Origin of the sequence: Nostoc sp. CCY0012, from assembly GCF_963920855.1 — a bacterium.
GTDB lineage: Bacteria > Cyanobacteriota > Cyanobacteriia > Cyanobacteriales > Nostocaceae > Cyanocohniella.
The window spans coordinates 16,760-42,296 of the sequence record NZ_CAWUDM010000052.1 but is presented as its reverse complement, the minus strand read 5'-3'; the positions used below and the strand labels follow the sequence as shown (position 1 = coordinate 42,296).

Below are 25,537 nucleotides of genomic sequence, written 5' to 3'. Positions count from 1 at the left end.
GTGTTACTGTTTTTTCAACTTGAGACTCCAAAAAGTTTTCTGCACCACTAAGCTTGGGCTAAAATTTGATAACCTCGTCCCCAGCCGCTTACCAAGGCTAAGGCTATAGTGTACACATAAGTCCGATAATCCAGTCCCACAAAGTTTCTATCCCCCTAACCCAAATTTTGCACTCAATACACAGATGTTTGTACACGGTAGCCTTGCAAGGGAGAGGAATGGAAGTAGGGTTTTTAAAATGCGTCGAACGTTGAACTCACGTTAAGTTATTCCCAAACATATTTTTCAGCAACTTTCCAATAGCGTGAAAATCGCTTCAGATCTATATAGCCATCGTATTCAAAAAACGGTTCTATCTCCAGCACTTCTAGCTTTAAAGAACGCTCAATTTTGTCACAGATATCATTAAACCGAGGACTAGGACTAGCTGCTGTCACCACTAAATCAGCATCATGTTCTTGGGCAAAAGCTAAAATTTCTTGTGCCACATCACCACGACGAATAACCACAGGTAACTCTAGTAAACATTCATAAATAAATGCAATACGTTTGAGACTTAATTGCCATTCTTCAATCAAAGCTTCATCCCATACCCAAATTGCTGGTGCATTAGGATATTTTTGTAATCCAGGATTGTCAGGACTGAGGCAGTCTCCATGTATCCAAACAATTGGTTGATTCATGTTTTAGCTTTTACCTTTTTTCCCCCGTTGCCAACTTTGACTGTTAGGTTTCTTTGTAAATTCACCTTTAGGAAAAAGTCGCTGTTCTAATTCTTCGTAGCTACCTTCAAAATCACAATGACCATAAAGTGGACACTTTTGACAATAAATACCTTTGGTGTAACGTTCTAAATTTTCGCGGTTGAAAAAATAGGGTTTATGGCTAAAGGTGCTAGCCACCCATTGCCATGACATATTATTACTAGCAGGATCACCATCTAATAGATGTTGGAGAAACCACTTAGCCCCAGCTTGCCAACGAATGCGCCGCCAATGGACAGTGTAAGAGGCTAGCCACATTCGGATATGATTGTGTAGATAGCCAGTTGAGCGTAATTCACGGCTGAAGCTATCAATACAAACCATTCCTGTACTACCTTCTATGATGTCTGAGGGGAAATTCGGCGCGTATTCTGATGGGGCGTAACCAGTTTTATACTCTTCTTGGTCTTGCCAAATATCATTGCCTAGCTTGCCATATAACCTCTGCCAATAATCACGCCAGCCCAATTCATTAATTAGTTTACTGGCATCTTGGGGGTTTTCTACTTGGTCAAGGACATAATCTTTAATTTCTCGTAAACTCAAAACCCCATAACGAATGTAGGGTGAAAGTCTCGTGACAGCACCTGTTAACAAATTTCGTGTTTTGGCGTAAGCTACTGGATTTACTTTTTGCAGTAATTGTACAGCAGCTTTGCGTCCCCCGATGGTTTCACTGATTTGGTCATCGCGTTCTGCGGCTTGGGGAAATTGTTCGCGGAGGTAAGCTATTAATTCATCACGATCGCTAAAGTCATTTCGCATATTTTAAATAATACGTAGTTCACAAATTTAAAATAAAATTACTTGGCTTGCCTGTTTTCAGTTTTAGCGGTGGTAGTAACGTTTTAACCTCTCCCAACATTCGTTGCTTAAGTCTCCTCGATTCATTATCATCACCAAGCGATCGCATCTTTTTTTAGGATATAACGTGAAAACACGCCCTAGGTAGAGAATTATCAATCACAAACCATTATTTAATCTTAATGAGCAAATAGTTACTGGCTATGGCAAAGCCCCATAACCCACCATCTCAATATCGGCTATTTTTTTTGGTACAGATACTGGCGGCGGTGCAGCATTTTTAGCAGCCACAATCCGTCCATTGGCAATCAAAGCAATTGTGGCGCGCAGTGGGCAAACAGATTTAGTTAGTGAAGCACTGTCTGATCTCCAAACCTCAACCTTGCTTATTTTTGCTGGGAAAGACCTTCCCATAATTACCATGAACGACGATGCTTTAGCACAAATGCCCGCAAAAAAAAGAAATTCGATATTATCCCAGGAGCAACTCACCAAATTGGTTAGCCTGGCGCCCTGGAAGAAGTAGCACGATTAGCCAGCCAATGGGTTCAACACTACCTCACATCATGAGAAACACGGGACATACATTTACATGCCATGCCCCTAGATTAGCGTTCCTGTCATCTATAAACTGCAAAATGGATTAATACTGTTGAGGCCCTTTGGCATCACACTCTTTATTCAAGCATCGTTCTAGAAGCCCAATTCGCCAGCTATAGGCGAAGCGACGGGGATTCAATTCTAATTGAGAATCACGGCTAAACAAGGGTTGGTTCAGATACTGCCAAAAAGGAAATTTAATCTTGTTGTTTTGTGCGGACATAGGAGGAACAAAATATATAAAAGCGTTACGGCAGAGTAATTGGCATGTTGTGTGAAAACTGCCAGATACTTATTTCCTAGTTAAAGATGACATGATACATATTCAGTTGTCTTGGTGGCAATTGCGGAATTTTACCTAAATATTTCTGCCAGATTTGCTAGACTGAGTATAATGCTAAAAGTTCCTAGTTAAAAATACTATTGTAGTTATAGCTTGCTTATCTTCTAGAGTCTACAAAAATTTTTGGCAATCAGATTTAACTTTCAAGAAACACATTTGGTGGGGTGGGACATTAGGGATGAGTTCTCAGCCAAAAGCCTCATAATCAAAGGCAGAGTCTCCAAGTTTTCATCCCTATACGGTGCCTACGGTGTACACACAAATGATCTAAGGGACTTCCAGAAATTAAATTATCCAATTTACTGGGATGCAAGGTTGTCTTTCTCCCTCCTGCGCCCCTGCTTACCCCGTGATTGGACATTTATTTAGTTGGAAGTCCCTAATCACCCCAAAGTCGTCAAGCGCCGCACCCTACCAGTTAAAAACAAACAGGGGTGAAATTTTCCTTCCGACTTGTGTGTACACCGTAGCTATACGCAGCAGGGTAATGAAAAATCAGAAAGATAACTGCTAATTAGTATCAATTAACTCTCTAATAATGAGTGCCTGTTTTACGGTGGTTAATGGCAGTAACCGCATCAGGCTTGATTAATTTACCGTTGTCAACAGTTGCGTAAACTACCCAGTGATCACCACATTCCATACGTTGATTGACTGAACATTCAACATATGCTAAAGCATCAGTGAGAATAGTACAACCGTTGTCTGCAACTGTGGTGCTAAAGTTGGCAAATCTATCTTCTCCAGGCACAAAACTCTTACGGAAATGCTTCACGTACTCTAGATGATTGCCTTCTTCCAAGATATTCAGGGCAAATTTACCACCTGGATACATCAAAGATTCTATGGCTCGGTCTTTGGCGATCGCAACTGTCAACCCAGGCGGGTTAAATGTGGCTTGAGATACCCAAGCACCAAGCATCCCAGTAGATACATCACCTTGTTTAGCTGAGACTACGCAAACTGAACCCACAATCCGACCTACAGCTTGTTCTAAAGGGGTAGCAGATTGTTGCGGTAGACGAACTTTTTTAGCTTTTCTTAAGGTTTGAGCAAAGTCTGTGCCAACTTCTTCACAGAACTTGAGCATGACATCATCGGGTTTAAACTTGACTTTGAGGGTATCAAACCCAAAACGATAGCCCGCATCCCGCAGTTTACCTTCAATTAAATCAAATGCTTCGCCACTCCAACCGTAGGAACCGAAAACACCTGCGAGTTTACTGCTATCACCAACTGTCAGCACAATACCCAAAGCAGTATGAATGGGAGTCGGTGCATGACCACCGATGGTGGGAGAACCAATGACAAAGCCATCTGACTGTTCCACAGCAGCGCGAATGTCATCAGGGGTAGCAAATTCACAGTTAATTGATTGTACTGCAACTCCACCTTTAGTCAATCCCAAAGCCATTGCCTGAGCCAAGATAGCTGTATTGCCATACGCTGAGGCATAAAGTAGCGCTACAGATATCTCCCGATCCTTTTGAGCGCGGCTCCATTCTGCGTAAGCTTTGGTAAGTTCCATTAAACCTGTACGCACCAAAGGCCCGTGACCAACCGCATACATTCTCACCTGCAAATCGGAGATTTTTTCCAAAGCGGCTTCTACGTGCGTAGCTTGGGGAGCCATCAGACAGTTGTAGTAGTAGCGCTGGTCTTCTTTCAATACTTCCCAATTGTCATCAAACACATCATCGCCACAGATATGAGAGCCGAATAACTTATCTGTGTAGAGAATTTGGGTTTGCTGGTCGTAGGTACAAAGTCCTTCTGGCCAACGGGGACTGGGAATAGGCAAAAATTTTAAAACGTGACCCTTACCTAAATCTAAAGTTTCCTTCCCACGCATGACTAAAATTTGCAGTGCGTCATCGGGAAAAGCGTTACGCAAATTAGCTGCACCAGGAAGAGAACAAACAAAAGTCACCTGTGGTGCTAATTCTAGAAGTTTCTTGAAAGTAGGTACGCGATTGGGGCTAAAATGACCCAAAATTGCATAATCCAACTTTTTCAAGTTGATGGTTTGCTGCAACCCCTCTAAGTAAAGTTCAGTAAAAGTTTCAGCAGGTGGGTCAATAATTGCGGTTTTATCACCTTCAATTAAATAGCAATTAGAGGTAGTACCTCTTTCTAGTGCATATTCAATTTCAAACCGCAGACGTGACCAACTACGCGCTCTAATGAATTTTGTATTTGTAGCGATGGGGAGAACTTGTACGTCACGGGGTTTGGAATTGCTCATAGATTTTTTGCCAAGTGTGGAGAAAAAATGGAAAAACCGGGTAGATGTTGCCCAGTTTTTAGCAGATTGAATGAAGGGATTCAGGAAGCTCATGTGTGGAAGATGTGGAATGTGGAGATGCAAAGATGGGGGGATGGGGGAGACTTTACCTAGTCCCTAATCCCCAGTCCCCATTAGTAGTAGTTACCTACTTTGCGATGGCGCACTGCTGTGAGTGCATCGGCTTTAGAAACTCGACCTTCATCAACGGTGCAGTATAAAAGCCAGTGATCGCTACACTCCATGCTGCTTTGGACTTCACATTCCATGTATGCTAGAGCGTCTGTGAGAATAGGAGAACCGTTTTTGGCGGTTTGGGTTTTGACTCCGGTAAATCTGTCAGCGCCGGGATGCAAGCGCTTGAGAAATTGCTTTTTCAGTTCTTGATAATTGCCTTCTTCTAAGACATTGAGGACGAAGCGATCGCCTACTTGCATTAAAGAATCAATGGCGCGGTCTTTGGCCATAGCAATGGTAAATCCTAATGGTTGCAGACTTGCTTGGGCTACCCAGGAAGCTAGCATGGCGCTTTTCACATCGCCTTTCTGGGTGGTGACAATGTATAGCCCGTTGCTAATCCGCCCCAAGGCTTTTTCCAGGTTGACATCAAGGGACTTGATTTGCTTGATGTTACGTTCGCGCATCAGCAATTGTCCCAAGTCTGTACCTGCTTCTTGGCACAGTTGGAATGTGCTGGCGGTGGGAACTTCTTTAATGCGAATTGCGGGGAAGGCTTCTTTAACACCCAAGTCGATGAATTTCCGCCGCAGGGTGTCTATGGGTTCATCATCGCCGCCGTAACATTCAAATAAGCCTACCAGTTGCTTGTCTTTAACGACTGATAACAATGAACTGATACCAGCTTGGGCCGCAACCGCAGTAGATGGGGGCATCCCAATAATTACGCCGGTGGCTCTCCCTGCTAGTTCTTGAATTTCTTGAGGTTCGGCGGTGCTGAGGTCAATGACTTCTATGCCTACCCCTGTTTTTTGGATACCTTCAGCGATGGCCATACCGAGTTGATCGCTATATCCATATTCGGAAACATAAAACAAGCCAACGGTGGTTTCTGTTTTGGCTTGTCTTTGGCTCCAACTGTGGTAGCACTCGGTGAGTACATCTAGATGATGGTGTAGTAGAGGCCCGTGACCGTTAGCGATTATGTTAATTTTTCCGAGATCGCCCATTCTCTTCATGGCGTTTAACAAAGAACGTGCATTGGGCCCCATGAGACAGTCATAGTAAAATCTAAAGTCGGCTTCGATGGCTTCTAAGTCCTCATCAAAGGTGCGATCGTCACAGAAGTGCATCCCAAAAGCATCACAGGTGAAAATGGTTTGGGTTTTGCGGTCATAGCTGAAGATGGTATCTGGCCAGTGCAGGTTAGGCGCACTCACAAATTCAATTTCATGTCCTTTGCCAATATCTATGCGATCGCCACTTTTGACAATCCGCTTGGAAAATGGCTCGTGTACCAAACCTTCTAAGAATTGCAGGGCAATTTTCGATGCCAATACAGTAGCTCTAGGTGCTAACTGCAACACATCTTCCACTAAGCCGCTATGGTCTGGTTCTGTGTGGCTAACAATTATGTAATCAATTGTCTTGGGGTTGACAATACTTTTGAGTGTGTCTAAATACTGCTGACGAAACTTCTGGTGAGAAGTATCAATTAAAACTGTTTGCTCGCCCCTAATTAAATAGGAATTGTAAGTCGTACCGTTTTGCAGTCCGAATTCGATATCGAAGCGATCGCGATCCCAGTCAAGAGAGCGAATCGCCGTTGTGTTAGGGGCAATTTCTACAGTCTGTATTGTCAGTCGATGCTGTACGTTCTCTGGTTGGGCATTGCCGGTCGTAGACATCGCTACCATTATTTTATTCGTCTCCGAGCGCAAATTTTTAGTATTCTTTTTCTGCACCCATTGTCGCTGGAAATAATTTTTAAAGTTGTAATGAAGATGATATTCCGGAAGATTTAACTTGTATCAATTGTTGCTGTTTATCAGCATATTTTATTACTCAAAGTATCTACTATAATTTAATTTTTAAACAGTATCAAGTTTTAAATATTGATATTTCTGACGATATTTAAAATCCCCAAATAATCATACATATCTTCTTTTGCTGACAACAAGGTTGTCACGAAAATCATAGATTATCTTAATAATTAAGAGAAATATCACATTAAAAGTTACCTAAATATAGATGGCAGCAAACCAGGAGCCATCCACAGTCCATAACCAATAAACACAAATAATAAAGTAATTAAAACAGTAATTAAGTAACTAACACAAATTAATAAACCGTCAGCTTCAATAGTGGCAATTGCCAAAAATAAAATCCCTATAGTGGGGAAGGGATTGGTAAAAGGAATTGGTGACATCAGTAATATAGCCAACCAAGAAATACATAACCCATTGATTTGCCAAGTCAAAGGATGACGGGCTATTTTGAAAAGACGAGGACGGGCTATTTTTTCGACTATTTTAGTTAAGCGCCGGAGATTTTGTAAAAGTAATTCGGTAACAGCACGCGGAAATTTGTAGTTAGCAATTCTTTTAGGTAACCAAGGCGATCGCCTGCCTAATGCCATTTGTACTGATAATATCAAACAAGCAGCACCAAACGGCCCTGTTAATCCTGGCGGCGTGGGAAACAAAAAAGGTAAGACTAATAATGTAATAACTAAGCTAAAACCACGTTCAGAGGTTTCAGCTAGAATATCACCTATAGTTAAGGGCTGTTCAGCCAAGCGTTGCAATAAGAATTTAATTTCTTGAGAAAATCTCACATGCATTTGGCGTGATTTGATGTGATTGGCCAAAATACCCAGCTTTCCTGAACTATACTAATACCATCACCACTATTCTAGATAATCAAATTCATATTTACCGCATATATCTGTAAATTTATGAGTTTTGGGTGAATAATTCTCAGTTTCCTAATTCAATTATTTCCACTGGCGGGACTAATACAGCTATAGCCTGGGGAATAACTCGAAATTGGGCAGGGGTATAAGTTGTAATTTCACCATCGGTATTCACAGGATATGGTTTACGAGTATTAACCTGAATTTCTTGTGCTTGGATAGTACGTACATCCGGAGAATGAATGTGTTTTCCTTGTCGCATTGCAGGCAATAAAGGAATAATTTGCCACCAATGTTCTATCTCGACACTATAAAGATCTAGTCTTTGATCATCGATACTAGCATCATGAACTACTGCCATCCCCCCACCGTAATAGCGACCATTACCTACAGCAATTTGCACCGTTTTCACACGCCATGATTCACCATTAACTTGAATTTCTGCACTAAAAGGTTTAGTTTCCCAAATCACTCGTAATGCCGTGACTGCATAAGCAAAGATACCCCATCGGCGTTTAACTTCTTTGGTAAGTCGCTGGGTAATTTTCACACTCAATCCCAAACTGGCAACATTGAAAAAGTGCTTGCCGTTGACCCAACCCAAATCGATGCGTCGCTGTTCTCCATAAGCAATAACTTTACAAGCTTCCGTTAAGGAGTCAGGAATGCCCAAAGTTCTTGCCAGGTCATTGGCAGTGCCTAAAGGTAAAATTCCTAAGGGCAGTTGAGTATCAACTAAAGCATCTACTACGGCATTAAGTGTACCATCGCCACCGCCGACAATTACTACATCAACTTCATGTTGATAGCGAACTATGACTTCAGAAATATGTTGGGAATCTTCTGTAGACTCTTCAACTAAATCAAAACCTAATTTTTTTAGACAATCAATTGCTGCTGATATACCTTTGTGTCCTTGACGCGCATGACGATTAATTAACAGCAAGGCACGGGCATTCATAGGTAGCGCCCGTTGTAGTGGATAAGTCCAGTGTTCCGCATCCATCTGTTAGCTCTAAGAGAGATTATAGAAAACCACCCAAACTTTAAATTAACAGAGTTAGGGTAGAGTTATTAATTAAATATCAGATAACTGATATAAGCAATAGCTCATGTATCCTCAAATATAAAGCTAGAGATGATGATACATAGCTAAATACATATGATAAATATTATTATGAATTTATGAATCTGACTTTACTCCGATGTATTACATACAAGCACATCAGTTAGAACCCAAAAATTCCAGTTGTGCATCAGCATTAGGAGGTAATTCACATTGACATCCTGGCAGCGGTAGGATGAAAGGGAGATAAATTAACTTTGCCTGTAATGAATCTGACTGACACTCCCGACAACGAAAATTCTCTCAATCCGTTTCTGCGCCTCAACTATGAACCAGCTTTGGAATCTTTAGGCAATGATTACTATGACGAGGTAGTAGCGGCAGATTTTCCCCAACATATCCTCCGGTGGCGCAACGATTCACTATTGCCGCTTTTAGGACTAAATGCCAAAGCAGTAACAGATGCAGATTTCATTAACGCATTTGGCAAATTTCAGGGACGCAAGCCATTGTTGGCACTGCGCTATCATGGTTACCAATTTGGTGAATATAATCCTAACTTGGGTGATGGCCGGGGTTTTCTCTATGGGCAAGTACGCGCTACTGATGGCGAGTTGTACGACTTTGGCACCAAAGGTTCTGGTAGAACACCTTACTCTCGTGGTGGCGATGGAATGTTGACACTCAAAGGTGGGTTGCGAGAAGTTTTAGCAGCAGAAGCATTGCATCAATTGGGGGTAAAGACTTCCCGTTGTTTGACCATGATTGAAACTGGTTTATCTTTGTGGCGGGGTGATGAACCTTCACCTACACGTTCGTCTGTTATGGTCAGGGTGAATAGTTCCCATATCCGCTTTGGAACTTTTGAGCGCTTGCATTATTTCCAAAGACCAGATTTAATTCAAAAACTTTTAGACCATGTAATTGAATATTATTATCGCCATTTAATGGGCAAACCGGATCAATATGTTTTATTTTATGCGGAATTAGTCCAACGAGTAGCCGAACTAGTAGCCCAATGGATGGCGGCTGGTTTTTGTCATGCAGTTCTCAATACTGACAATATGTCAATTACTGGGGAAAGCTTTGATTATGGGCCTTATGCTTTTATTCCTACTTATGATCCATATTTTACAGCTGCTTATTTTGACTACTATAGTCGTTACTGTTATAGTCATCAACCAAGTATTTGCCAATTGAATTTAGAACTGTTGCAAGAACCATTAAAGGCAATTATTGATAAAACAGAAATGGAAGTAGCGTTAGGCAGATTTAATAAGTATTATCTGGCTGAATATCGCTCATTGATGTTGAAGAAATTAGGTTTTGAGCAATTAGAATTTCCAGAAGCCGACGAGCTTTTAAAATTAACTATTCATTTTTTACAAGATAGCCAAGTTGGTTATCATCAGTTTTTCTCGGAAATGGCGCGGACTTTTTCACCGAAATGGCGCGATGAGCCAGGAATGGTACTGAATAATTCCCACATTGCACCAGCATTAGGTACGTCAAATCTTTTTGATAACTGGTGTGTACTTTATCATAAAATTTTGAATAATTTTCACCCTGAGCAAATGGATATAATTGCCCAAACTCTAGCTCAACAAAATCCCCAAACAGTTTTGTTAAGACCAGTAATAGAATCAATTTGGGAACCTATCGCTCAGGAAGATAATTGGCAACCTTTTAATGATTTAGTGAATAAAATTCAATCAAAGCTTTAAAAATGGATATCTAGTTTTTACCATGCATCAATGAACCCATAATTGGCTCATGTCTGCCATCCATATCTACACTAGGAGCGGCAATAAAGGTAAAGGATCAGTACAAAAGTATCTATTTCCTAGCAGAAACCCATATCTCTAGCCCTTCGGCTCCGCTCAGGGCTAGCACCGAGCGTAGTCGAGGTGTTAGTTGTCGTGGTTCAGTTTAGCTTGGTTTTCGCTATCCGCTAATTTTAACAGAATACAGAATAGGTCGCGTCTAAGGAACGACTTCTATTCACGAGTGTGCCGCTAGCAGAAATCAAAATTTAAAAAATTTTTTTCAACGTTTTCTTTACTTAAGTTTACAAAACATTACGCATAGATTTTGCATGATAATTGCCATAAATAAGAGTAATTGTCCATGAAATGTTGATGAACAGGATTTTAGGTGGGTATTAAGAAATTTTTATAGCTATTTGGCATCAGAATGATAATTATTTTTATTTAATCAATAAAAATCTTATTTTGTTACATAAATCACATTTTTTTGGAAATAAATTTTCATATTTACTTGGTTACAGAGGTTTATTACCAGTAAATAACTAGATATAAGCTGTATTTGATACGAAACCTAAAAGTGAAAATGAGAATATCTAAAGTAATATTACAGAAAATATTTGATTGTAAATATATTAGTTAAAGAAAATCCTTATAAGCTTTATGGGACAAGAAGATTTTCTCAAATATGTATGCTTTAACACTATTTTACAAAACTTTGTAAAAAACTGACTCAAGCGATATATAAAATACGAACAAGGTTTTAAAAGCAATGAGAAATCGAGCAAAAATCTGTAATTTTGCCCGTAATTATTCGCTATAAACAAGGCATTTTTTCCATATTGTATGTGGAGTTTTTGCCGGATTTTGTATTGGATGTTTATCTTGAATAATTAATTGTATTTGACCTAGATCAAAAACTGCAATAATTTTGAGGAGAAATTTAAAATGCTTGATGCTTTTTCCAAAGTAGTTGAACAAGCTGATAGAAAAGGTTCTTACCTCAGTGGTGATGAAATTAATGGATTATCCGCAATTATTGCTGATAGTAATAAACGTTTAGATGTAGTCAATAGACTTACTAGTAATGCTTCCTCGATAGTTTCTAATGCTTATCGTGCGCTAGTTGCTGAACGTCCTCAAATATTTAATGCTGGTGGTGCTTGCTTCCATAACCGCAATCAGGCTGCTTGTCTGCGTGATTTAGGATTTATTCTGCGTTATGTCACCTATTCAGTATTAGCAGGTGATGCCAGTGTGATGGATGATCGTTGCTTGAATGGTCTACGTGAAACCTATCAAGCTTTGGGTACTCCTGGTGATGCAGTAGCTTCAGGAATTGAAAAAATGAAAGAAGCAGCGATTAATATTGCTAACGATGCCAATGGAATTACCAAAGGAGATTGTAGCCAACTAATGTCTGAAGTAGCCAGCTATTTTGATCGTGCTGCTTCTGCTGTTGTTTAATAAACATATTTTGCCTGTAATTTTTCCAGCTGATTGTTAGTAGTTTAGTTAAAAAATCCGGAGATTAAGAGAATCATGAAAACACCTTTGACTGAAGCGATCGCCACTGCTGATATTCGCGGTTCTTACCTAAGTAACACCGAAATGCAAGCGGTTTTTGGTCGTTTCAACCGTGCCGGCGCAGGTTTGGAAGCTGCTAAAGCTTTTTCTAATAACGGCAAAAAATGGGCAGAAGCAGCAGCAAATCATGTCTATCAAAAATTTCCTTACACCACCCAAATGAAGGGGCCTCAATATGCCTCTACTCCAGAAGGCAAATCCAAGTGTGTCAGAGATATTGACCACTACCTCCGCACCATCAGTTACTGTTGTGTAGTTGGCGGTACTGGCCCTTTAGATGAATATGTAGTTGCTGGCTTGAGCGAACTCAACAGTGCCTTGGGTTTATCTCCTAGTTGGTACGTAGCAGCCCTGGAATTTGTGCGTGACAATCATGGGCTAAATGGTGATGTTGCTGGTGAAGCCAACACCTATCTCAATTATGCAATTAACGCATTGAGCTAAGAAAACACTTTTGGGTCTTGGGAAATAGATTTAGGGGCAAATAAGGAGATTAGCGAAATCAATATTTTTTAGTAGCTATAGCCCTCATGGTTACTATGAATTATCTGATTATTGGCTATTTATCTTCTTAATTGTCACATTTATCTACTGCCAAAGACCCAAATTTATTTACATAGGACTTACGCACTCGCTACGAAAATAAATGCTTTGAGATTGCTTCCCTACGGTCGCAATGACGACAATACGTGGTTGGTTAAGTAAGTCCTGTTACAAACTAAATTTGCAAAGGAACGATTGTCAAAATGAGTATTTCAGTCGCAGAACGGCTAGGAATTAGAGATGAGATAGGCAAAAAAGTTGAACTGCGTCCCAATTGGACTGAAGAAGAGTTACAACTAGTATTCCGAGCTGCTTATGACCAAATTTTTGGTCGTCAAGGAATTTATGCTAGCCAAAAGTTTACTAGTGCCGAAGCTTTATTACGCAACGGTAGAATTGGTGTGCAGCAATTTGTCGAGATTTTAGCAAAATCTGAATTTTACAAAGAATGTTTTTTTTACAAAAACTCCCAGGTGCGTTTCATTGAATTGAACTACAAGCACTTACTGGGACGTGCGCCCTATGATCAATCAGAAATTGCTTACCACGTAGATATGTATGCTGCTCGTGGTTACGATGCTGATATTGAATCCTACATTTACAGCCCAGAATACGAAAATAGTTTTGGTACTTCTGTCGTTCCTTATTACCGGGGATTTCAATCAATTCCGGGAATGAAGACTGTAGGATTTAATCGGATATTCGAGCTGTATCGCGGTCGTGGTAACAGTGATAACGCGCAAATGGGCGGTAAAAATTCTCGCCTACGGTCAAAAATCTCCTTGAATTTGGCTAACGGGATTTTGCCACCAACCTCAGCAACTGCTAAATTTGCATCATTGGCACCGACATTAGTTAGTTCTTCACTCCGGGGAGACAGTCGGATGTTCGTCATTGAAGCGATCGCAGGTGGACAAAATACAAATGTAGCAGTCCGTCGTAGTAGACAAGTTTACACTGTACCTTACGAGCGGCTTTCTGCCACATACCAAGATATTCACAAGCGCGGCGGTAAGATTACTAAAATTTCGCCCGTTTAGGAAGATATAGGGTGATGGGGTGATGCAGCGCTGTCTCACCTTGTCCCCCAATCCCCTTGTCCCCTTAATCTCCACTCTCCATGACATGACTGAACCAATCCTGTCTCCAGAAACAGCGATCGCTGCGTTGTCTGGTGACGATAATCAAATTCGTTATTATGCTGCTTGGTGGTTAGGGAAACATCAGGTACAAGGTGGTTGTACAGCGCTGTGTGAAGCCCTATTTGATGAAAAATATCGCATTCCTGCTGGCGGATATCCTCTGCGTCGTCAGGCGGCGCGGGCTTTAGGACAATTGAAAAATCCCCAGGCTGTACCAGCGTTAATTGCAGCCTTAGAATGTGATACAGATGTGCGTCTGCGAGAAGCGGCGATCGCATCCTTGGCTGCCATTGGTGACCAAAAAGCTGTGACTCCGTTACTGGGTCTTTTACAATCTGATCAAGAACAGCCTTATGAAGCTTTAATTGAAGCACTAGCAACGTTAAAAGTTTGGTCGGCTCGTCCTGAGATTGAACAATTTCTGCAACATCCTTCGGAACGGGTGCAATGTGCTGCGGCTCGGTATATGTATCTTTTAACCCAGCAGCCCCAGTACATGGAACGCATTATCCAAAATCTCAACCATGAGAATATGTATTTACGCTGGGCGGCTGTTTTTGATTTGGGTGCAGTGGGACACCAGCAAGCTATACAGGCAATTTTGGCGGCTCAGGTTCCTAACAGTTTAAAGTTATTAAATTTAAAACGGATTTTAGAAGCATTGTTGGATAGTAATGTTTCTACACAGGAAACATCGAAGTTAGTTTTTCAAGCAATTGATGATTTATTAATCCAACTGTGATGAATATATTAAACTCTCATAATATCGAGTCCTTGATTGCACAATTAAATAACGCCCCAACTCCTCAACAAGCGATCGCAATAATTAACACCCTAACCGTTAGCAATACACAAGAAGAAGTAATTGTCAAAATTTTAATTCCAGCGTTAAGCCATCATCATCCCTCGGTGGCTGCGGCAGCTGTTGTGGCATTGGTGCAATTAGCACCTGCAAGTGTAAATCCTTTAATTGCTGCTTATGAGCATTCTACCGACCAAGGATTCCAGGCTTATATTATTCAAGCATTAGCTCAAATTGGCGATGAACGAGCTTTTGATTTGTTAGCTGAGGTTGTAGGCACAACAGTAGCGAACCACTGTCAGGGAAACGTCCGCCGCATTGCTACGCGGGGAATAGGGCTAATTGGTCGTACTTCTCAAAATGCAGACATAATTCGTCGTACTGAAGAAAAGCTAATTTGGGCGTTGCTGACACCGGAGGATTGGGGACTACGTTACGCTGCTGTAGTATCTTTGCGAGAAATTGCTACACCCCAGGCTCAGGCTGCTTTACAACAGGCGATCGCCCAAGAAACTGATAAAGTTGTTTTATCGAGAATCACCTTGGACTAAAAAAACGGTAGAGCATTTATAACCCTACCGTTTATATATTTATTATTTGAGAATTAAACCCCAAATCTTAAATCTTACTCAGCGCCTTGAGGCATTAATTCCCGACGCTGTTGAGAACTGACTTGGACAATGCCATTTTCATCAACATCAACTAAGGCTGTATCGCCATCTTTAATGCGTCCAGACAGAATCTCTTCTGCCAAGCTATCTTCTAACAAGCGCATAATCGCTCGACGTAATGGCCTTGCACCGTAGCTGGGACTGTAACCTTCCTCAATCAAACGATCCTTGAAGCGATCGGTAACTTCTAAGGTGATACCCTTTTCAGTTAGACGACCAAATACTTCCTTGAGCATGATTTCGGCAATTTGTGTCACCTCTGGCTTACTCAACTGACGGAAGACGATAATCTCATCTAGACGGTTGAGGAACTCTGGACGGAAGTATTGCTTCAGTTCTTCGTTCACCAAAGAGCGAATCCGGTTGTATTGAGTTTCAGTAGCATCGTCAGCAAATTCAAAGCCGATACCGCCGCCGCCTTTTTCAATTACCTTGGAACCAATGTTGGAAGTCAAAATCAGCAAGGTGTTTTTGAAATCTACTGTGCGTCCTTTGGCATCGGTTAATCGACCGTCTTCCAAAATTTGCAGCAGCATATTGAAGACGTCGGGGTGAGCTTTTTCGATTTCGTCGAATAGCACCACAGTATAAGGACGTCGCCGTACAGCTTCGGTTAATTGACCGCCTTCGTTATAACCAACATAACCAGGAGGCGAACCAATCAATTTGCTGACGGTGTGGCGTTCCATGTACTCCGACATATCCAAACGGATCATTGCTTCTTCGGAACCAAAGAAGTAAGATGCCAAGGATTTCGCTAACTCGGTTTTACCTACACCTGTCGGCCCAGAGAAGACAAAACTAGCAATGGGTCGATTGGGGTTTTTCAAACCAACACGCGCGCGACGAATTGCCCGTGAAACTGCTTTTACCGCATCTTCTTGACCAATTAGCCGCTGATGCAAGGTGTCTTCCATGTGCAGCAGCTTCTCGGATTCCGATTCGGTGAGTTTGTTCACCGGTACGCCAGTCCAGGAAGCAACAATGTGAGCAATGTCCTCTTCATCTACTACAGGTTCTTCACCTTCAGTACCAGAGGCATTGGTCTTGCTTTGAGCGATCGCCCGGATTTCGGCTTTGATTTCCATTTCCCGATCGCGTAGTTCCCCAGCTCTATCGAAGTCTTGGGAGCGTACAGCGTCGTCTTTTTCTTTTAAGATTTGCCGTAGTTCTTTGTCTAACTCTTTAGCTGCTGGTGGCAGTTGGGAGTTAATCAAACGTACCCGAGAACCAGCTTCATCGATTAAGTCGATGGCCTTGTCTGGGAGGTAGCGATCGCTTATGTAACGGTCAGATAATTTTGCCGCCGCTACCAAGGCTTCGTCGGAGATTTTTAACTTGTGGTGTTGCTCGTAGCGTTCGCGCAAACCATGCAAGATTTCAATGGTTTCATCCACTGATGGTTCACCGACCATTACTGGCTGGAAGCGTCGCTCTAAAGCTGCATCTCGTTCGATGTGCTTACGGTATTCGTCCAACGTTGTCGCACCAATACACTGCAATTCGCCTCTGGCCAAAGCTGGCTTGAGGATATTTGCGGCGTCAATGGCACCTTCCGCTGCACCTGCACCAATGAGGGTGTGTACCTCGTCAATTACCAGAATGACATTACCCGCAGAGCGGATTTCATCCATGATTTTTTTGAGGCGTTCTTCAAATTCACCCCGGTACTTGGTTCCTGCTACCAGCAAGCCAATATCTAGAGTGACTACGCGTTTATCTTCCAGGATATCGGGGATATCTTTGTTGGCAATGCGCGATGCTAAACCTTCAGCGATCGCTGTTTTACCAACCCCTGGTTCACCAATTAATACTGGATTATTTTTAGTCCGGCGACCCAAAATTTGGATCACCCGCTCAATTTCTTTGGCGCGTCCGACAACTGGGTCTAGCTTGTTGTCCGTCGCCATTTGGGTCAGGTTCGAGCCAAATTCATCCAAGGTTGGAGTTTTGGTGCGTCCCGATTGTCCAGTGGCTGAAACCTCTGCTGTTTCTCCCAGCATTCGGATGACTTGGGTTCGTACCTTAGATAGATCCACCCCGAGGTTTTCTAGCACCCTGGCTGCTACACCTTCCCCTTCCCGGATCAGGCCCAACAGCAGATGCTCGGTGCCAATGTAGTTATGCCCTAATTGGCGCGCTTCTTCTAAGGATAGTTCTAGAACACGCTTTGCCCGTGGCGTAAACGGAATTTCCACGGCAACAAAGCCCGAACCCCGGCCTATGATTTTTTCTACCTCAATGCGGGCGTCTTTAAGGTTGACACCCATTGATTTCAACACTTTGGCTGCAACTCCTGTGCCTTCCCCAATCAGACCCAGGAGGATCTGTTCGGTTCCAACGAAGTTGTGACCTAAGCGGCGGGCCTCTTCTTGGGCCAGCATGATTACCTTAATGGCTTTTTCTGTGAAGCGTTCAAACATGGCATTTTTCCCATCACCTGCGTCGTGCCGGTATGCTGATTTTAGCACAGGCTTAGAATTTGGATGCCTGTATAAAGATTATAGGCTTCCCAGAAATCTCGCCCAAGGTGATGGTGCAGTTACTCAATATTTATTACTTTTTGTGTGGCTGCTATACTGAGGGGCTTGAGTTTACCAGTGTTTTCCGGGTTGACTACTATGCAGCAGACCACTATTGGATAAGTATTCACTTAACCAATCACAAATATTAATTGTTAGCATCCTTATAGTGGCATTGTCAATTTTTCTATACAATTGATATCTTTTTTAAAAGTAAAAAGTAAAAACTATTAATTATTTTAATGATAGTGGGCAAATGAAAACTAAATTTTTTTTCGCATTAATGTGATGGTGACTGAAGAATTGTGGATTTTGGCAGTCTCTGAGCAAACTGTACGCAGCACATTTAATCTAAAATTGATTGACCAATGACTACAGCATCTGCCAAGAATATTTGCTCAAGCGATCGCTAATAATAGTTTGCCAGTTGTCCAAAGTGGCTATAAATTGGGGATGCTGTAAATCTGATAACCATAGTATCAGGGCATCTTCACCGTTATCTTGGTAATAGCGTCGCCGTCGCCCTGCGGTTTTGAAGCCAAATTTTTGATATAAAGATATGGCCTCTACATTAGAAGCGCGAACTTCGAGGGTAGCTCGTTCCAAACCGCGATCGCTAGCTGTTTTCAGTAGAGAATATAGTAAAGCCTGCCCTAAGCCTTGACGGTGATATTGGGGATGAATGGCCAAAATTGTAATGTGTGCTTCTTCTAAAATCGACCAAAAGCAACCCATTCCCAGCAGTGTTGACCTCGAGAGAGGGGAACATAAACCTAATAACTCACTGTTAGGACTGTCTAATTCGCGTTGGTAACCTTCTAGAGTCCACAAACCACCAAAACAAGCTTGGTCTAATTCTAAGATGGCACTGAGATCGTCTACAGTCAGTGATTTAAGTTTTAAGTCTAATGAGATCACTATTGATAGGGAGTTGGGGAGGTGGAGAGATAGAGAGATAGGGTTAGTCACTGAGCTTTTTATGTTCCCGCCCTATTTTCGGTAAACTGAGAATCGGGAGACTTACTCATGCCCGTAATTTTGAGCAAGGACAATTCATAATAGCTATGGTATCGACTCACCCCACTGGGGTTCAACATGCTGGTAGTCAGTATTTACCTCAAAGGCGCAGCACAACCGCCCAAAACAATGTGAATTTTTCGCCTAACCAGGAACTTTTGCCTTCGACTGCCAAAGTTAATAGTCAAGACATCCTGGAAATTGGTGGGTGTGATGTCACAACTCTAGTTCAGCAGTTTGGCTCACCTTTATATATTTTAGATGAAGAAACCCTGCGTTTAGCTTGTCAGCAATACCGGGACACTTTTAAGCAATATTACCAGGGTGAATCTCAGGTACTCTATGCTTCAAAAGCTTGGAATTGTCTTGCAGTTTGTGCGATCGCAGCATCGGAAGGATTAGGCATAGATATCGTATCTGGCGGTGAACTCTACACAGCTTTAAGTGCAGGAGTTAGCCCTGATAAACTCTATCTCCACGGTAATAACAAATCTCGTGAAGAGCTAACTTTCGCAATCCAGTCCAGTGTGACTATTGTTGTGGATAATTGGCAAGAACTACGTACCTTAGTAGAAATTACCGATAAAGCATCCCCCATCCGCATCATGCTGCGGTTAACACCGGGGATTGAATGCCATACCCACGAATACATTCGTACGGGACATTTAGATAGTAAGTTTGGTTTTGATCCCAATGACTTAGATGAGGTATTTACCTTTGTCAGCCAACAACCTGCTTTAAACTGTGTAGGGTTACACGCTCATATTGGTTCCCAAATTTTTGAACGCCAGCCCCATCGGGATTTAGCTGCTGTCATGGTGCAGTGGTTAAAGAAAGCGGCAAATTATGGTTTAGCTATCACAGAATTAAATGTGGGTGGTGGTTTAGGGATTAGATATACCGAATCGGATGATCCCCCAAGCATTGAAGAATGGGTGAAGGCAATTTGTGAAGTTATTCAGGAAGCTTGTGCAGCCGAAAATTTACCTTTGCCGAAATTATTGTGCGAACCAGGGCGATCGCTCATTGCCACAGCGTGCGTCACCGCCTATACTATTGGATCATCGAAAGTTGTCCCAGAAATTCGTACCTACGTTTCAGTTGACGGTGGTATGTCTGATAATCCACGCCCAATTACTTATCAGTCAGTGTATCGGTCGGTAGTTGCCAACAAAATGTCGGCTTCTTGTACAGAAACAGTCACAATTGCCGGGAAGCATTGTGAATCAGGGGATATTATCATTAAAAATGCCCAACTGCCAAAAACTGAATCCGGGGATATTCTCGTAATTATGGGAACAGGTGCTTACAATTACAGTATGGCTTCTAACTATAATCGCTTACCTCGGCCAGCCGCCGTTGTTGTGGCGAATGGCGAGGCTAATTTAATACTGCGCCGCGAAACTTATCAGGACTTGATTCGACAAGATTGTCTACCAGAAAGACTCAACGTGCAAAAATAAACATCTCAAAGGTGGAAAATTGGAAGTGATATTCATGTGAGTTCGACAAATTTTATTTGACCCTTCTACAAACCGCTTGACCACAATGAGAAAGACTTAAATAGTCTGTAACCTTGTTGTTTGTCTCATCTCACAACGATGGGAAAAATGGGAGTGTTAAGTGTCCTCACCTATAGTGGGGTTGGAGAAGGAAAATCTTTGTCGAATTGACGTATGATTAGCCACTAGCTAATAAATCATCACTATTAGCTGATGACTAATCATTTACTTCCTACCAAAGTGTTAACCTTTGGTGCATGAAAATGACACAGGTAATAACAGATTATTGAGGCAGAACAAAGAGTAATCCAGATGTCATGAGAGATTGGTGGAAGCAATGGCTGACAAACCTGGGATGGTCACAGTCCTTGCTGCTTGGGACTCTGGATATCATGTTGGTGCTGGCACTGACGTATATGATACTAGTGATTATTAGTGAGCGCCGGACACTGTGGATGGTGCGGGGATTTATTATATTGATGCTAGCCTCAGCACTCAGTGGTAGATTGGGTCTACCACTATTAAATTTTGTTCTAGAAAAGTTAGTGATTGGCTGTGCTGTAGCGATGGCTGTTGCTCTCCAGTCAGAGTTTCGCCGCTTTTTAGAACAAGTGGGGCGTGGTGAATTCCAGCAGCTATTTAAACCATCCACTTTAACCATCCCGAAGTCTGATAGTGTAATTGATGAAATTGTGGATGCGGTTAAAGAACTGTCGAAAAACCGAATAGGAGCTTTGTTGATTTTGGAAACAAGCGGCCCGATTGACGAACGGGATTTTTCTGTGCCTGGAGTCAAGCTGAATGCTGACGTTTCTAAAGAACTAATACAAACAATTTTTCAGCCAAAAACTTTATTGCATGATGGAGCGACGTTAGTTCGTGGCTCACGTATTGTCTCATCAGGTATAATTTTACCACTTTCGGGACGCACAGCCTCGCGCCAGCTGGGAACACGCCATCGGGCGGCGATGGGAATTACTGAGCGAGTCGAAAATTGTATCTGTGTCGTTGTATCAGAAGAAACGGGTTCTATTTCCTTAGCGGAAAGGGGAATCTTAAATAGACCACTGACCATTAGGACACTTAAAGAGTCATTAGAAGCTCGATTATCGACCACTGTAGATCGGGAAGCTGTTGCTCCTGGTTTATTCAGTTTGGGTCGTCAAATGGGCGGCAAGGCATTAATATTGGTTTCACGTTTACTCGGATTACCATCGACCGCTTCTCGAAATAAAAAATGACAGCACAACAAACTGAACTGCAATATTTACCCCCTGATTTGAAACAAGAACTGCTACCACAGCACGTTGCAGTGATTATGGATGGCAATGGTCGATGGGCTAAACGTCAAGGTTTACCCAGAATCATGGGACATAAGCGAGGAGTAGATGCCCTCAAGGAGTTGCTGCGCTGTTGTCAAGATTGGGGAATTCAAGCACTCACAGCTTATGCGTTTTCCACGGAAAATTGGAAAAGACCCCAGGAAGAAGTCGATTTCTTGATGACTTTGTTCCAAACAGTCTTACGTCAAGAACTGCGAGAAATGATCGAGGAGAATGTGCAAATTCAGTTTGTAGGCAATTTGGATGCTTTACCGCGATCGCTCCAAGCAGAAATTTCCCGCTCAATGGCAGAAACCCAGAATAATCGTGCTATTCGCTTTACTGTGGCGACTAATTATGGCGGACGGCAAGAAATATTACAAGCTTGTCGGGCGATCGCCGAAAAAGTCCAGCAAGGTATCCTCAAACCTGATGAAATTGATGAACAGTTGTTTGAGCGTCACTTGTACACAGCCGGAATTACTGACCCTGATTTATTAATCCGTACCAGCGGCGAAATGCGTCTTTCCAATTTCCTGCTTTGGCAAATGGCTTATGGGGAAATTTATATCACCGATACGCTGTGGCCTGATTTTGATCGTATTGAGTTTCACCGCGCCTTGTGTGCCTACCAGCAACGGGAGCGGAGATTTGGGAAGGTTTAGAAGAAGCAGGGGGGCAGGGGGGAAAGACTTCGCATTAGTACCAAAATCTTTGTTTTTCATCTCCCCATCTCCCCATCTCCCCATCTCCCCATCACGGGCCAGAGAATACGGCTTGTTCTATATCTTCCCGACTGAGGGAATATTTAAATGAGCGTTGAATATCTTGCCCATTTTCCCCAGCTTGGATGTATCGAACTACAAGTTGCTCAATATCTAGCCATAGTTCGGCTTGCCAAGTAGGTCGCTGTATACGCCAACAATGTAGTTGTGTTTCGTCTTGTTGACAACCTTGGTCTTTTAACCACTGCTCAATTTGTGGTAATGGATGACTATATAAGGGCGTGTCAGATGAAATTATAGACATAATAATTTGAGATTAAGTATTTTTTGCGGGAAAATTTCTACTTTCCCAGGAGATGGTTGGTGGTGATAAGTGGCTAACTTGCTGGTTGATTGTGGGAGTTGCTTGTGTTTGTCTTTGGAAAGCCGCTTCACCACGTGTGAAACCAATGGCGATCGCCAGCAGTAGACAACCTACAAAGGTTAATACCAAAATAAATAAAGCAAAAATTTCACCAGATGACAGAGGGCGATCGCTTGCGTCTAGATAAGCTGATTTTGACCAATTGTATGGCTGGGATACAGGATGGTTCAAGTCCGGGGGTGCTTGAATCACTGTAAACCGGGAATAGCCAATTTTCAGGTCATAACTTTGTCGGCGTTCTGGACTGCTAAGGGTGGCGTAGGCTTCGTTGATTTGCTGAAATTTAGTGGTGGCTAAGGCAGCAGGCAAGTCTGTAGTATCGGGGTGATAGCGTTTGCTCAGTTCCCGATAAGCACGACGAATTTCTATTACTGATGCTGAAGGATGTAGTCCTAACAGGGAGTAATAGGTGGGTTCACTGCGTTGTGACATTGCCCCATTTTGATTCACGGCTGTTTGAGCTACTTTGCAATAGAGTTTTTTCTCATATTGTAAACCTGATACACCACGGTGGGTGACAAATAATTTTTGTGGACAACTATTAAACTACTGATGCAATCAATATTGTCCTGGGATGGAGAGATAATTGAGTTAAAATTAATTAGTTATAAAAAATGCATGTTATCAGCTACCGGCGTTTAAGAGAATTTTGTGAAAGGCACGCTGATTGTCGTCAAGCTGTTGATAACTGGTATAAAATTTCCAGCAAAGCCGATTGGTCTAATTTAATTGAGGTGCAATCTGTTTTTCCTCAAGCTGAAGCTGTGAGTAATTTTACTATCTTCAATATCAAAGGTAATAAATATCGTTTAATTGTGAGTATAGATTATGAAAAAGAATTGATTTACATCAAAAATATTCTTACCCATGCTGAATATGATAAGGATGAATGGAAAAATGACCCTTATTTTTAATCCCGATAAATACAAAGAATTATTAATTAAACATCAACCAAAGTTAATAAAAAATGAAGCAGACAATGAAAAAGCTCTGGCTATAGTTGAAGAACTAATGTATATTCAAAATCGCAGTCCAGAGGAAAATGAACTTTATGAACTGTTAATTACGTTAATTGAAAAATTCGAGCAAGAATTTTACGCTCCAGGGAGGGAATCTACACCTCATTCTATGTTGCTGTTTTTAATGGAGGAAAAGAATGTACAACAATCAGATTTAGTAAATGTTTTCGATTCTCATGATATTCTCTTAGAAATCATAAATGGTCAGCGAGAAATTAGTAAATCTCAAGCGCAAGCTTTAGGCAATTTTTTTCATGTTGATCCTAGCGTATTTATTGCAGATTAATCATTGCTATAAACTTATGTTTTTCAATAAGAGAATAAGTAGTTAAGAGAATAAGTAGTTAAAAAATTCGTACATCTAAAAATAAAAAAAGAAAAGTAATAAAAAATAAATTAAGTAGAAATGCTTCATTGTTTGTAAGATGTGTAATTCTCTTAATAAAGCATTAAATCCTTGACCAGCATGGGTGACGCTAGGCTAACCCATCCTACGTTTAATTCAATCTACTTATCTTAAATGGCCTATTGTAAGTCCAGGCTAAAATAAGCATGAAGCGAGTTCAGTATGACTAATTGACGAAGTAATCGAGCAATTAAGAGCTATGCCACAGCACTTATAATGGCAGGTATTGGAGTTTCCCAGGCACTGGTAAAATCTCAAGTCCGAGGTACTCCAGGACAACATCTGCTGTGGTTTGCGGGTTCAACATCACCTGAAGATATTCAGATAAACTCTACTTTATTTAACGCAACAAATCAGTGCGGGGTTTAAAGGTTTCTATTTCCCGCAATTTTTCGTAAAGTTCCTGTTCTTCGGGGCTGATGTTTTTAGGGGTAAGTATTTGGATTTCTACTAATTGATCGCCACGTTTATCGTTTTCGCTTGGGTAACCTTTATTGGCTAAACGCAGTCTTTGGCCAGATCTGACTCCTGGTGGAATTGTCATTTTGACTGGGCCATCTAAAGTTGGTGCTTCTACTTGTCCTCCTAATACTGCTTCACAAGGGGTAACTGGAACTTGGCAGAGTATATTAAAACCGTCTAGTTTAAATAAAGAATGTGGCTCAACGGTAATTTTTAAGTACAAGTCACCGCCGCCAATACCTTGGTTTCGTAAACGGATAATTTGACCTGTAACCATTCCGGCTGGCATAGTTACTTCTAGCGATCGCCCGTCTTCTAAACGAATGCGTTCGTTACCGCCTTGATAAGCTTTTTCTAAGGGTAAGGTTAATCTGGCTTCAATATCTCGGCGCGGAGTGCGTGGTGGGCTTTTGGGTACTGTATATTCAACTCGGCTTTTCGGAGAACGAAATGGATCAGTTTTGGTGCTACTACCCCCATTTCTGCTGTCTTTACGACCGCCGCCGACACCCACAACTTGATTAATAAAGCTTTCAAAGTCAGAAAATTGGCTGGGGTCAACTTCTTGAGTGTTATTGCGATTGGATGCCCCAGACCAGCTTTTAGTCTTGGGTGCCTTGTTAGTAGTAAAACCTTTTTGTTTCCAGTAGCGGCTAAATTGGTCATACTGCGATCGCCTGGCGACATCAGACAGAACTTCGTACGCTTCACCAATATCTTTAAATTTTTCTTCGGCTGCTTTATTTCCGGGATTAAGATCAGGGTGATATTGTCTGGCTAACCGCCGATAAACCTTTTTAATTTCCTCACCGGAAGCATCTTTCTGTACTCCTAGAATTTCGTAGTAATCGCGAAAATTCTGCAAATTTTGCATAGCTCGGTTATTTAACTTGAAAT

Annotated in this window: 24 protein-coding genes; 11 read left to right on the top strand and 13 right to left on the bottom strand. The window is 41.8% G+C overall.

What is annotated here, in order from left to right; translation table 11 throughout:
- Positions 1-266 precede the first annotated feature (266 nt).
- The 8 genes from ACM0OS_RS16415 to ACM0OS_RS16380 form a co-directional block, all read right to left on the bottom strand.
- Positions 267-683 (bottom strand): hypothetical protein, encoded by a 417-nt coding sequence (locus ACM0OS_RS16415; RefSeq protein ID WP_414544262.1) that lies wholly within the window; start codon positions 681-683, stop codon positions 267-269.
- A 3-nt stretch (positions 684-686) separates the two neighbouring features.
- Complete coding sequence (locus ACM0OS_RS16410) at positions 687-1,529, bottom strand: FAD-binding domain-containing protein (RefSeq protein WP_414544261.1); 843 nt, start codon at positions 1,527-1,529, stop codon at positions 687-689.
- A 240-nt stretch (positions 1,530-1,769) separates the two neighbouring features.
- Entirely contained in the window at positions 1,770-1,982 is a 213-nt protein-coding gene (locus ACM0OS_RS16405; protein ID WP_414544260.1) for a hypothetical protein, read from the bottom strand.
- A 229-nt stretch (positions 1,983-2,211) separates the two neighbouring features.
- Positions 2,212-2,391: a hypothetical protein gene (locus ACM0OS_RS16400; protein ID WP_414544259.1), complete on the bottom strand. Its 180-nt coding sequence runs from the start codon at positions 2,389-2,391 to the stop codon at positions 2,212-2,214.
- Positions 2,392-3,043: 652 nt separating this feature from the next.
- On the bottom strand, positions 3,044-4,756 hold the full coding sequence (locus ACM0OS_RS16395; RefSeq protein ID WP_414544258.1) for a diflavin flavoprotein: 1,713 nt from the start codon (positions 4,754-4,756) through the stop codon (positions 3,044-3,046).
- A gap of 173 nt (positions 4,757-4,929) precedes the next feature.
- Positions 4,930-6,669 (bottom strand): diflavin flavoprotein, encoded by a 1,740-nt coding sequence (locus ACM0OS_RS16390; RefSeq protein ID WP_414544257.1) that lies wholly within the window; start codon positions 6,667-6,669, stop codon positions 4,930-4,932.
- 320 nt (positions 6,670-6,989) lie between these two features.
- A complete protein-coding gene (locus ACM0OS_RS16385; protein ID WP_414544256.1) occupies positions 6,990-7,595 on the bottom strand; it encodes an exopolysaccharide biosynthesis protein in 606 nt (201 codons plus the stop codon).
- A 136-nt stretch (positions 7,596-7,731) separates the two neighbouring features.
- Entirely contained in the window at positions 7,732-8,628 is an 897-nt protein-coding gene (locus tag ACM0OS_RS16380) for a lipid kinase (protein WP_414544264.1), read from the bottom strand.
- 371 nt (positions 8,629-8,999) lie between these two features.
- On the opposite strand from ACM0OS_RS16380, the gene ACM0OS_RS16375 reads away from it, so the two are divergent.
- The 6 genes from ACM0OS_RS16375 to ACM0OS_RS16350 all read left to right on the top strand — a co-directional run bounded on the left by ACM0OS_RS16375 (position 9,000) and on the right by ACM0OS_RS16350 (position 15,121).
- A complete protein-coding gene (locus ACM0OS_RS16375) occupies positions 9,000-10,457 on the top strand; it encodes a protein adenylyltransferase SelO (protein ID WP_414544255.1) in 1,458 nt (485 codons plus the stop codon).
- A 987-nt stretch (positions 10,458-11,444) separates the two neighbouring features.
- Complete coding sequence (locus ACM0OS_RS16370; RefSeq protein ID WP_414544254.1) at positions 11,445-11,963, top strand: phycocyanin subunit beta; 519 nt, start codon at positions 11,445-11,447, stop codon at positions 11,961-11,963.
- 75 nt (positions 11,964-12,038) lie between these two features.
- Positions 12,039-12,527, top strand: coding sequence for a phycocyanin alpha subunit (locus ACM0OS_RS16365; protein ID WP_414544253.1), 489 nt, complete (start codon positions 12,039-12,041; stop codon positions 12,525-12,527).
- Between the two features lie 302 nt (positions 12,528-12,829).
- Entirely contained in the window at positions 12,830-13,666 is an 837-nt protein-coding gene (locus tag ACM0OS_RS16360; protein WP_414544252.1) for a phycobilisome rod-core linker polypeptide, read from the top strand.
- Between the two features lie 85 nt (positions 13,667-13,751).
- Positions 13,752-14,510, top strand: a complete 759-nt coding sequence (locus ACM0OS_RS16355) for a HEAT repeat domain-containing protein (RefSeq protein WP_414544251.1) — start codon at positions 13,752-13,754, stop codon at positions 14,508-14,510.
- Positions 14,510-15,121, top strand: a complete 612-nt coding sequence (locus tag ACM0OS_RS16350) for a HEAT repeat domain-containing protein (RefSeq protein ID WP_414544250.1) — start codon at positions 14,510-14,512, stop codon at positions 15,119-15,121. The genes ACM0OS_RS16355 and ACM0OS_RS16350 overlap by 1 nt, the downstream gene beginning before the upstream one ends.
- A gap of 74 nt (positions 15,122-15,195) precedes the next feature.
- Here the strand turns inward: ACM0OS_RS16350 and ACM0OS_RS16345 are convergent, their stop codons facing one another.
- Positions 15,196-17,664, bottom strand: coding sequence for an ATP-dependent Clp protease ATP-binding subunit (locus ACM0OS_RS16345; RefSeq protein WP_414544249.1), 2,469 nt, complete (start codon positions 17,662-17,664; stop codon positions 15,196-15,198).
- Positions 17,665-18,135: 471 nt separating this feature from the next.
- Positions 18,136-18,681, bottom strand: a complete 546-nt coding sequence (rimI, locus tag ACM0OS_RS16340; RefSeq protein ID WP_414544263.1) for a ribosomal protein S18-alanine N-acetyltransferase — start codon at positions 18,679-18,681, stop codon at positions 18,136-18,138.
- Between the two features lie 146 nt (positions 18,682-18,827).
- On the opposite strand from rimI, the gene lysA reads away from it, so the two are divergent.
- From lysA to ACM0OS_RS16325, 3 genes are all read left to right on the top strand, one after another.
- Entirely contained in the window at positions 18,828-20,243 is a 1,416-nt protein-coding gene (gene lysA, locus ACM0OS_RS16335) for a diaminopimelate decarboxylase (protein WP_414544248.1), read from the top strand.
- A 356-nt stretch (positions 20,244-20,599) separates the two neighbouring features.
- Positions 20,600-21,523, top strand: a complete 924-nt coding sequence (cdaA, locus tag ACM0OS_RS16330) for a diadenylate cyclase CdaA (RefSeq protein WP_414544247.1) — start codon at positions 20,600-20,602, stop codon at positions 21,521-21,523.
- Positions 21,520-22,269, top strand: coding sequence for an isoprenyl transferase (locus tag ACM0OS_RS16325; protein ID WP_414544246.1), 750 nt, complete (start codon positions 21,520-21,522; stop codon positions 22,267-22,269). The genes cdaA and ACM0OS_RS16325 overlap by 4 nt, the downstream gene beginning before the upstream one ends.
- A 91-nt stretch (positions 22,270-22,360) precedes the next feature.
- On the opposite strand, the gene ACM0OS_RS16320 is transcribed toward ACM0OS_RS16325, so the two are convergent.
- Positions 22,361-22,633: a DUF3143 domain-containing protein gene (locus ACM0OS_RS16320; protein WP_414544245.1), complete on the bottom strand. Its 273-nt coding sequence runs from the start codon at positions 22,631-22,633 to the stop codon at positions 22,361-22,363.
- 12 nt (positions 22,634-22,645) lie between these two features.
- Entirely contained in the window at positions 22,646-23,185 is a 540-nt protein-coding gene (locus ACM0OS_RS16315; protein WP_414544244.1) for a J domain-containing protein, read from the bottom strand.
- Positions 23,186-23,367: 182 nt separating this feature from the next.
- Between ACM0OS_RS16315 and ACM0OS_RS16310 the strand changes: the two genes are divergently transcribed.
- Complete coding sequence (locus ACM0OS_RS16310) at positions 23,368-23,667, top strand: type II toxin-antitoxin system HigB family toxin (protein ID WP_414544243.1); 300 nt, start codon at positions 23,368-23,370, stop codon at positions 23,665-23,667.
- On the top strand, positions 23,651-24,058 hold the full coding sequence (locus ACM0OS_RS16305) for a helix-turn-helix domain-containing protein (RefSeq protein WP_414544242.1): 408 nt from the start codon (positions 23,651-23,653) through the stop codon (positions 24,056-24,058). The genes ACM0OS_RS16310 and ACM0OS_RS16305 overlap by 17 nt, the downstream gene beginning before the upstream one ends.
- A gap of 460 nt (positions 24,059-24,518) precedes the next feature.
- Here the strand turns inward: ACM0OS_RS16305 and ACM0OS_RS16300 are convergent, their stop codons facing one another.
- A complete protein-coding gene (locus tag ACM0OS_RS16300; protein WP_414544241.1) occupies positions 24,519-25,514 on the bottom strand; it encodes a DnaJ C-terminal domain-containing protein in 996 nt (331 codons plus the stop codon).
- Positions 25,515-25,537 lie beyond the last annotated feature (23 nt).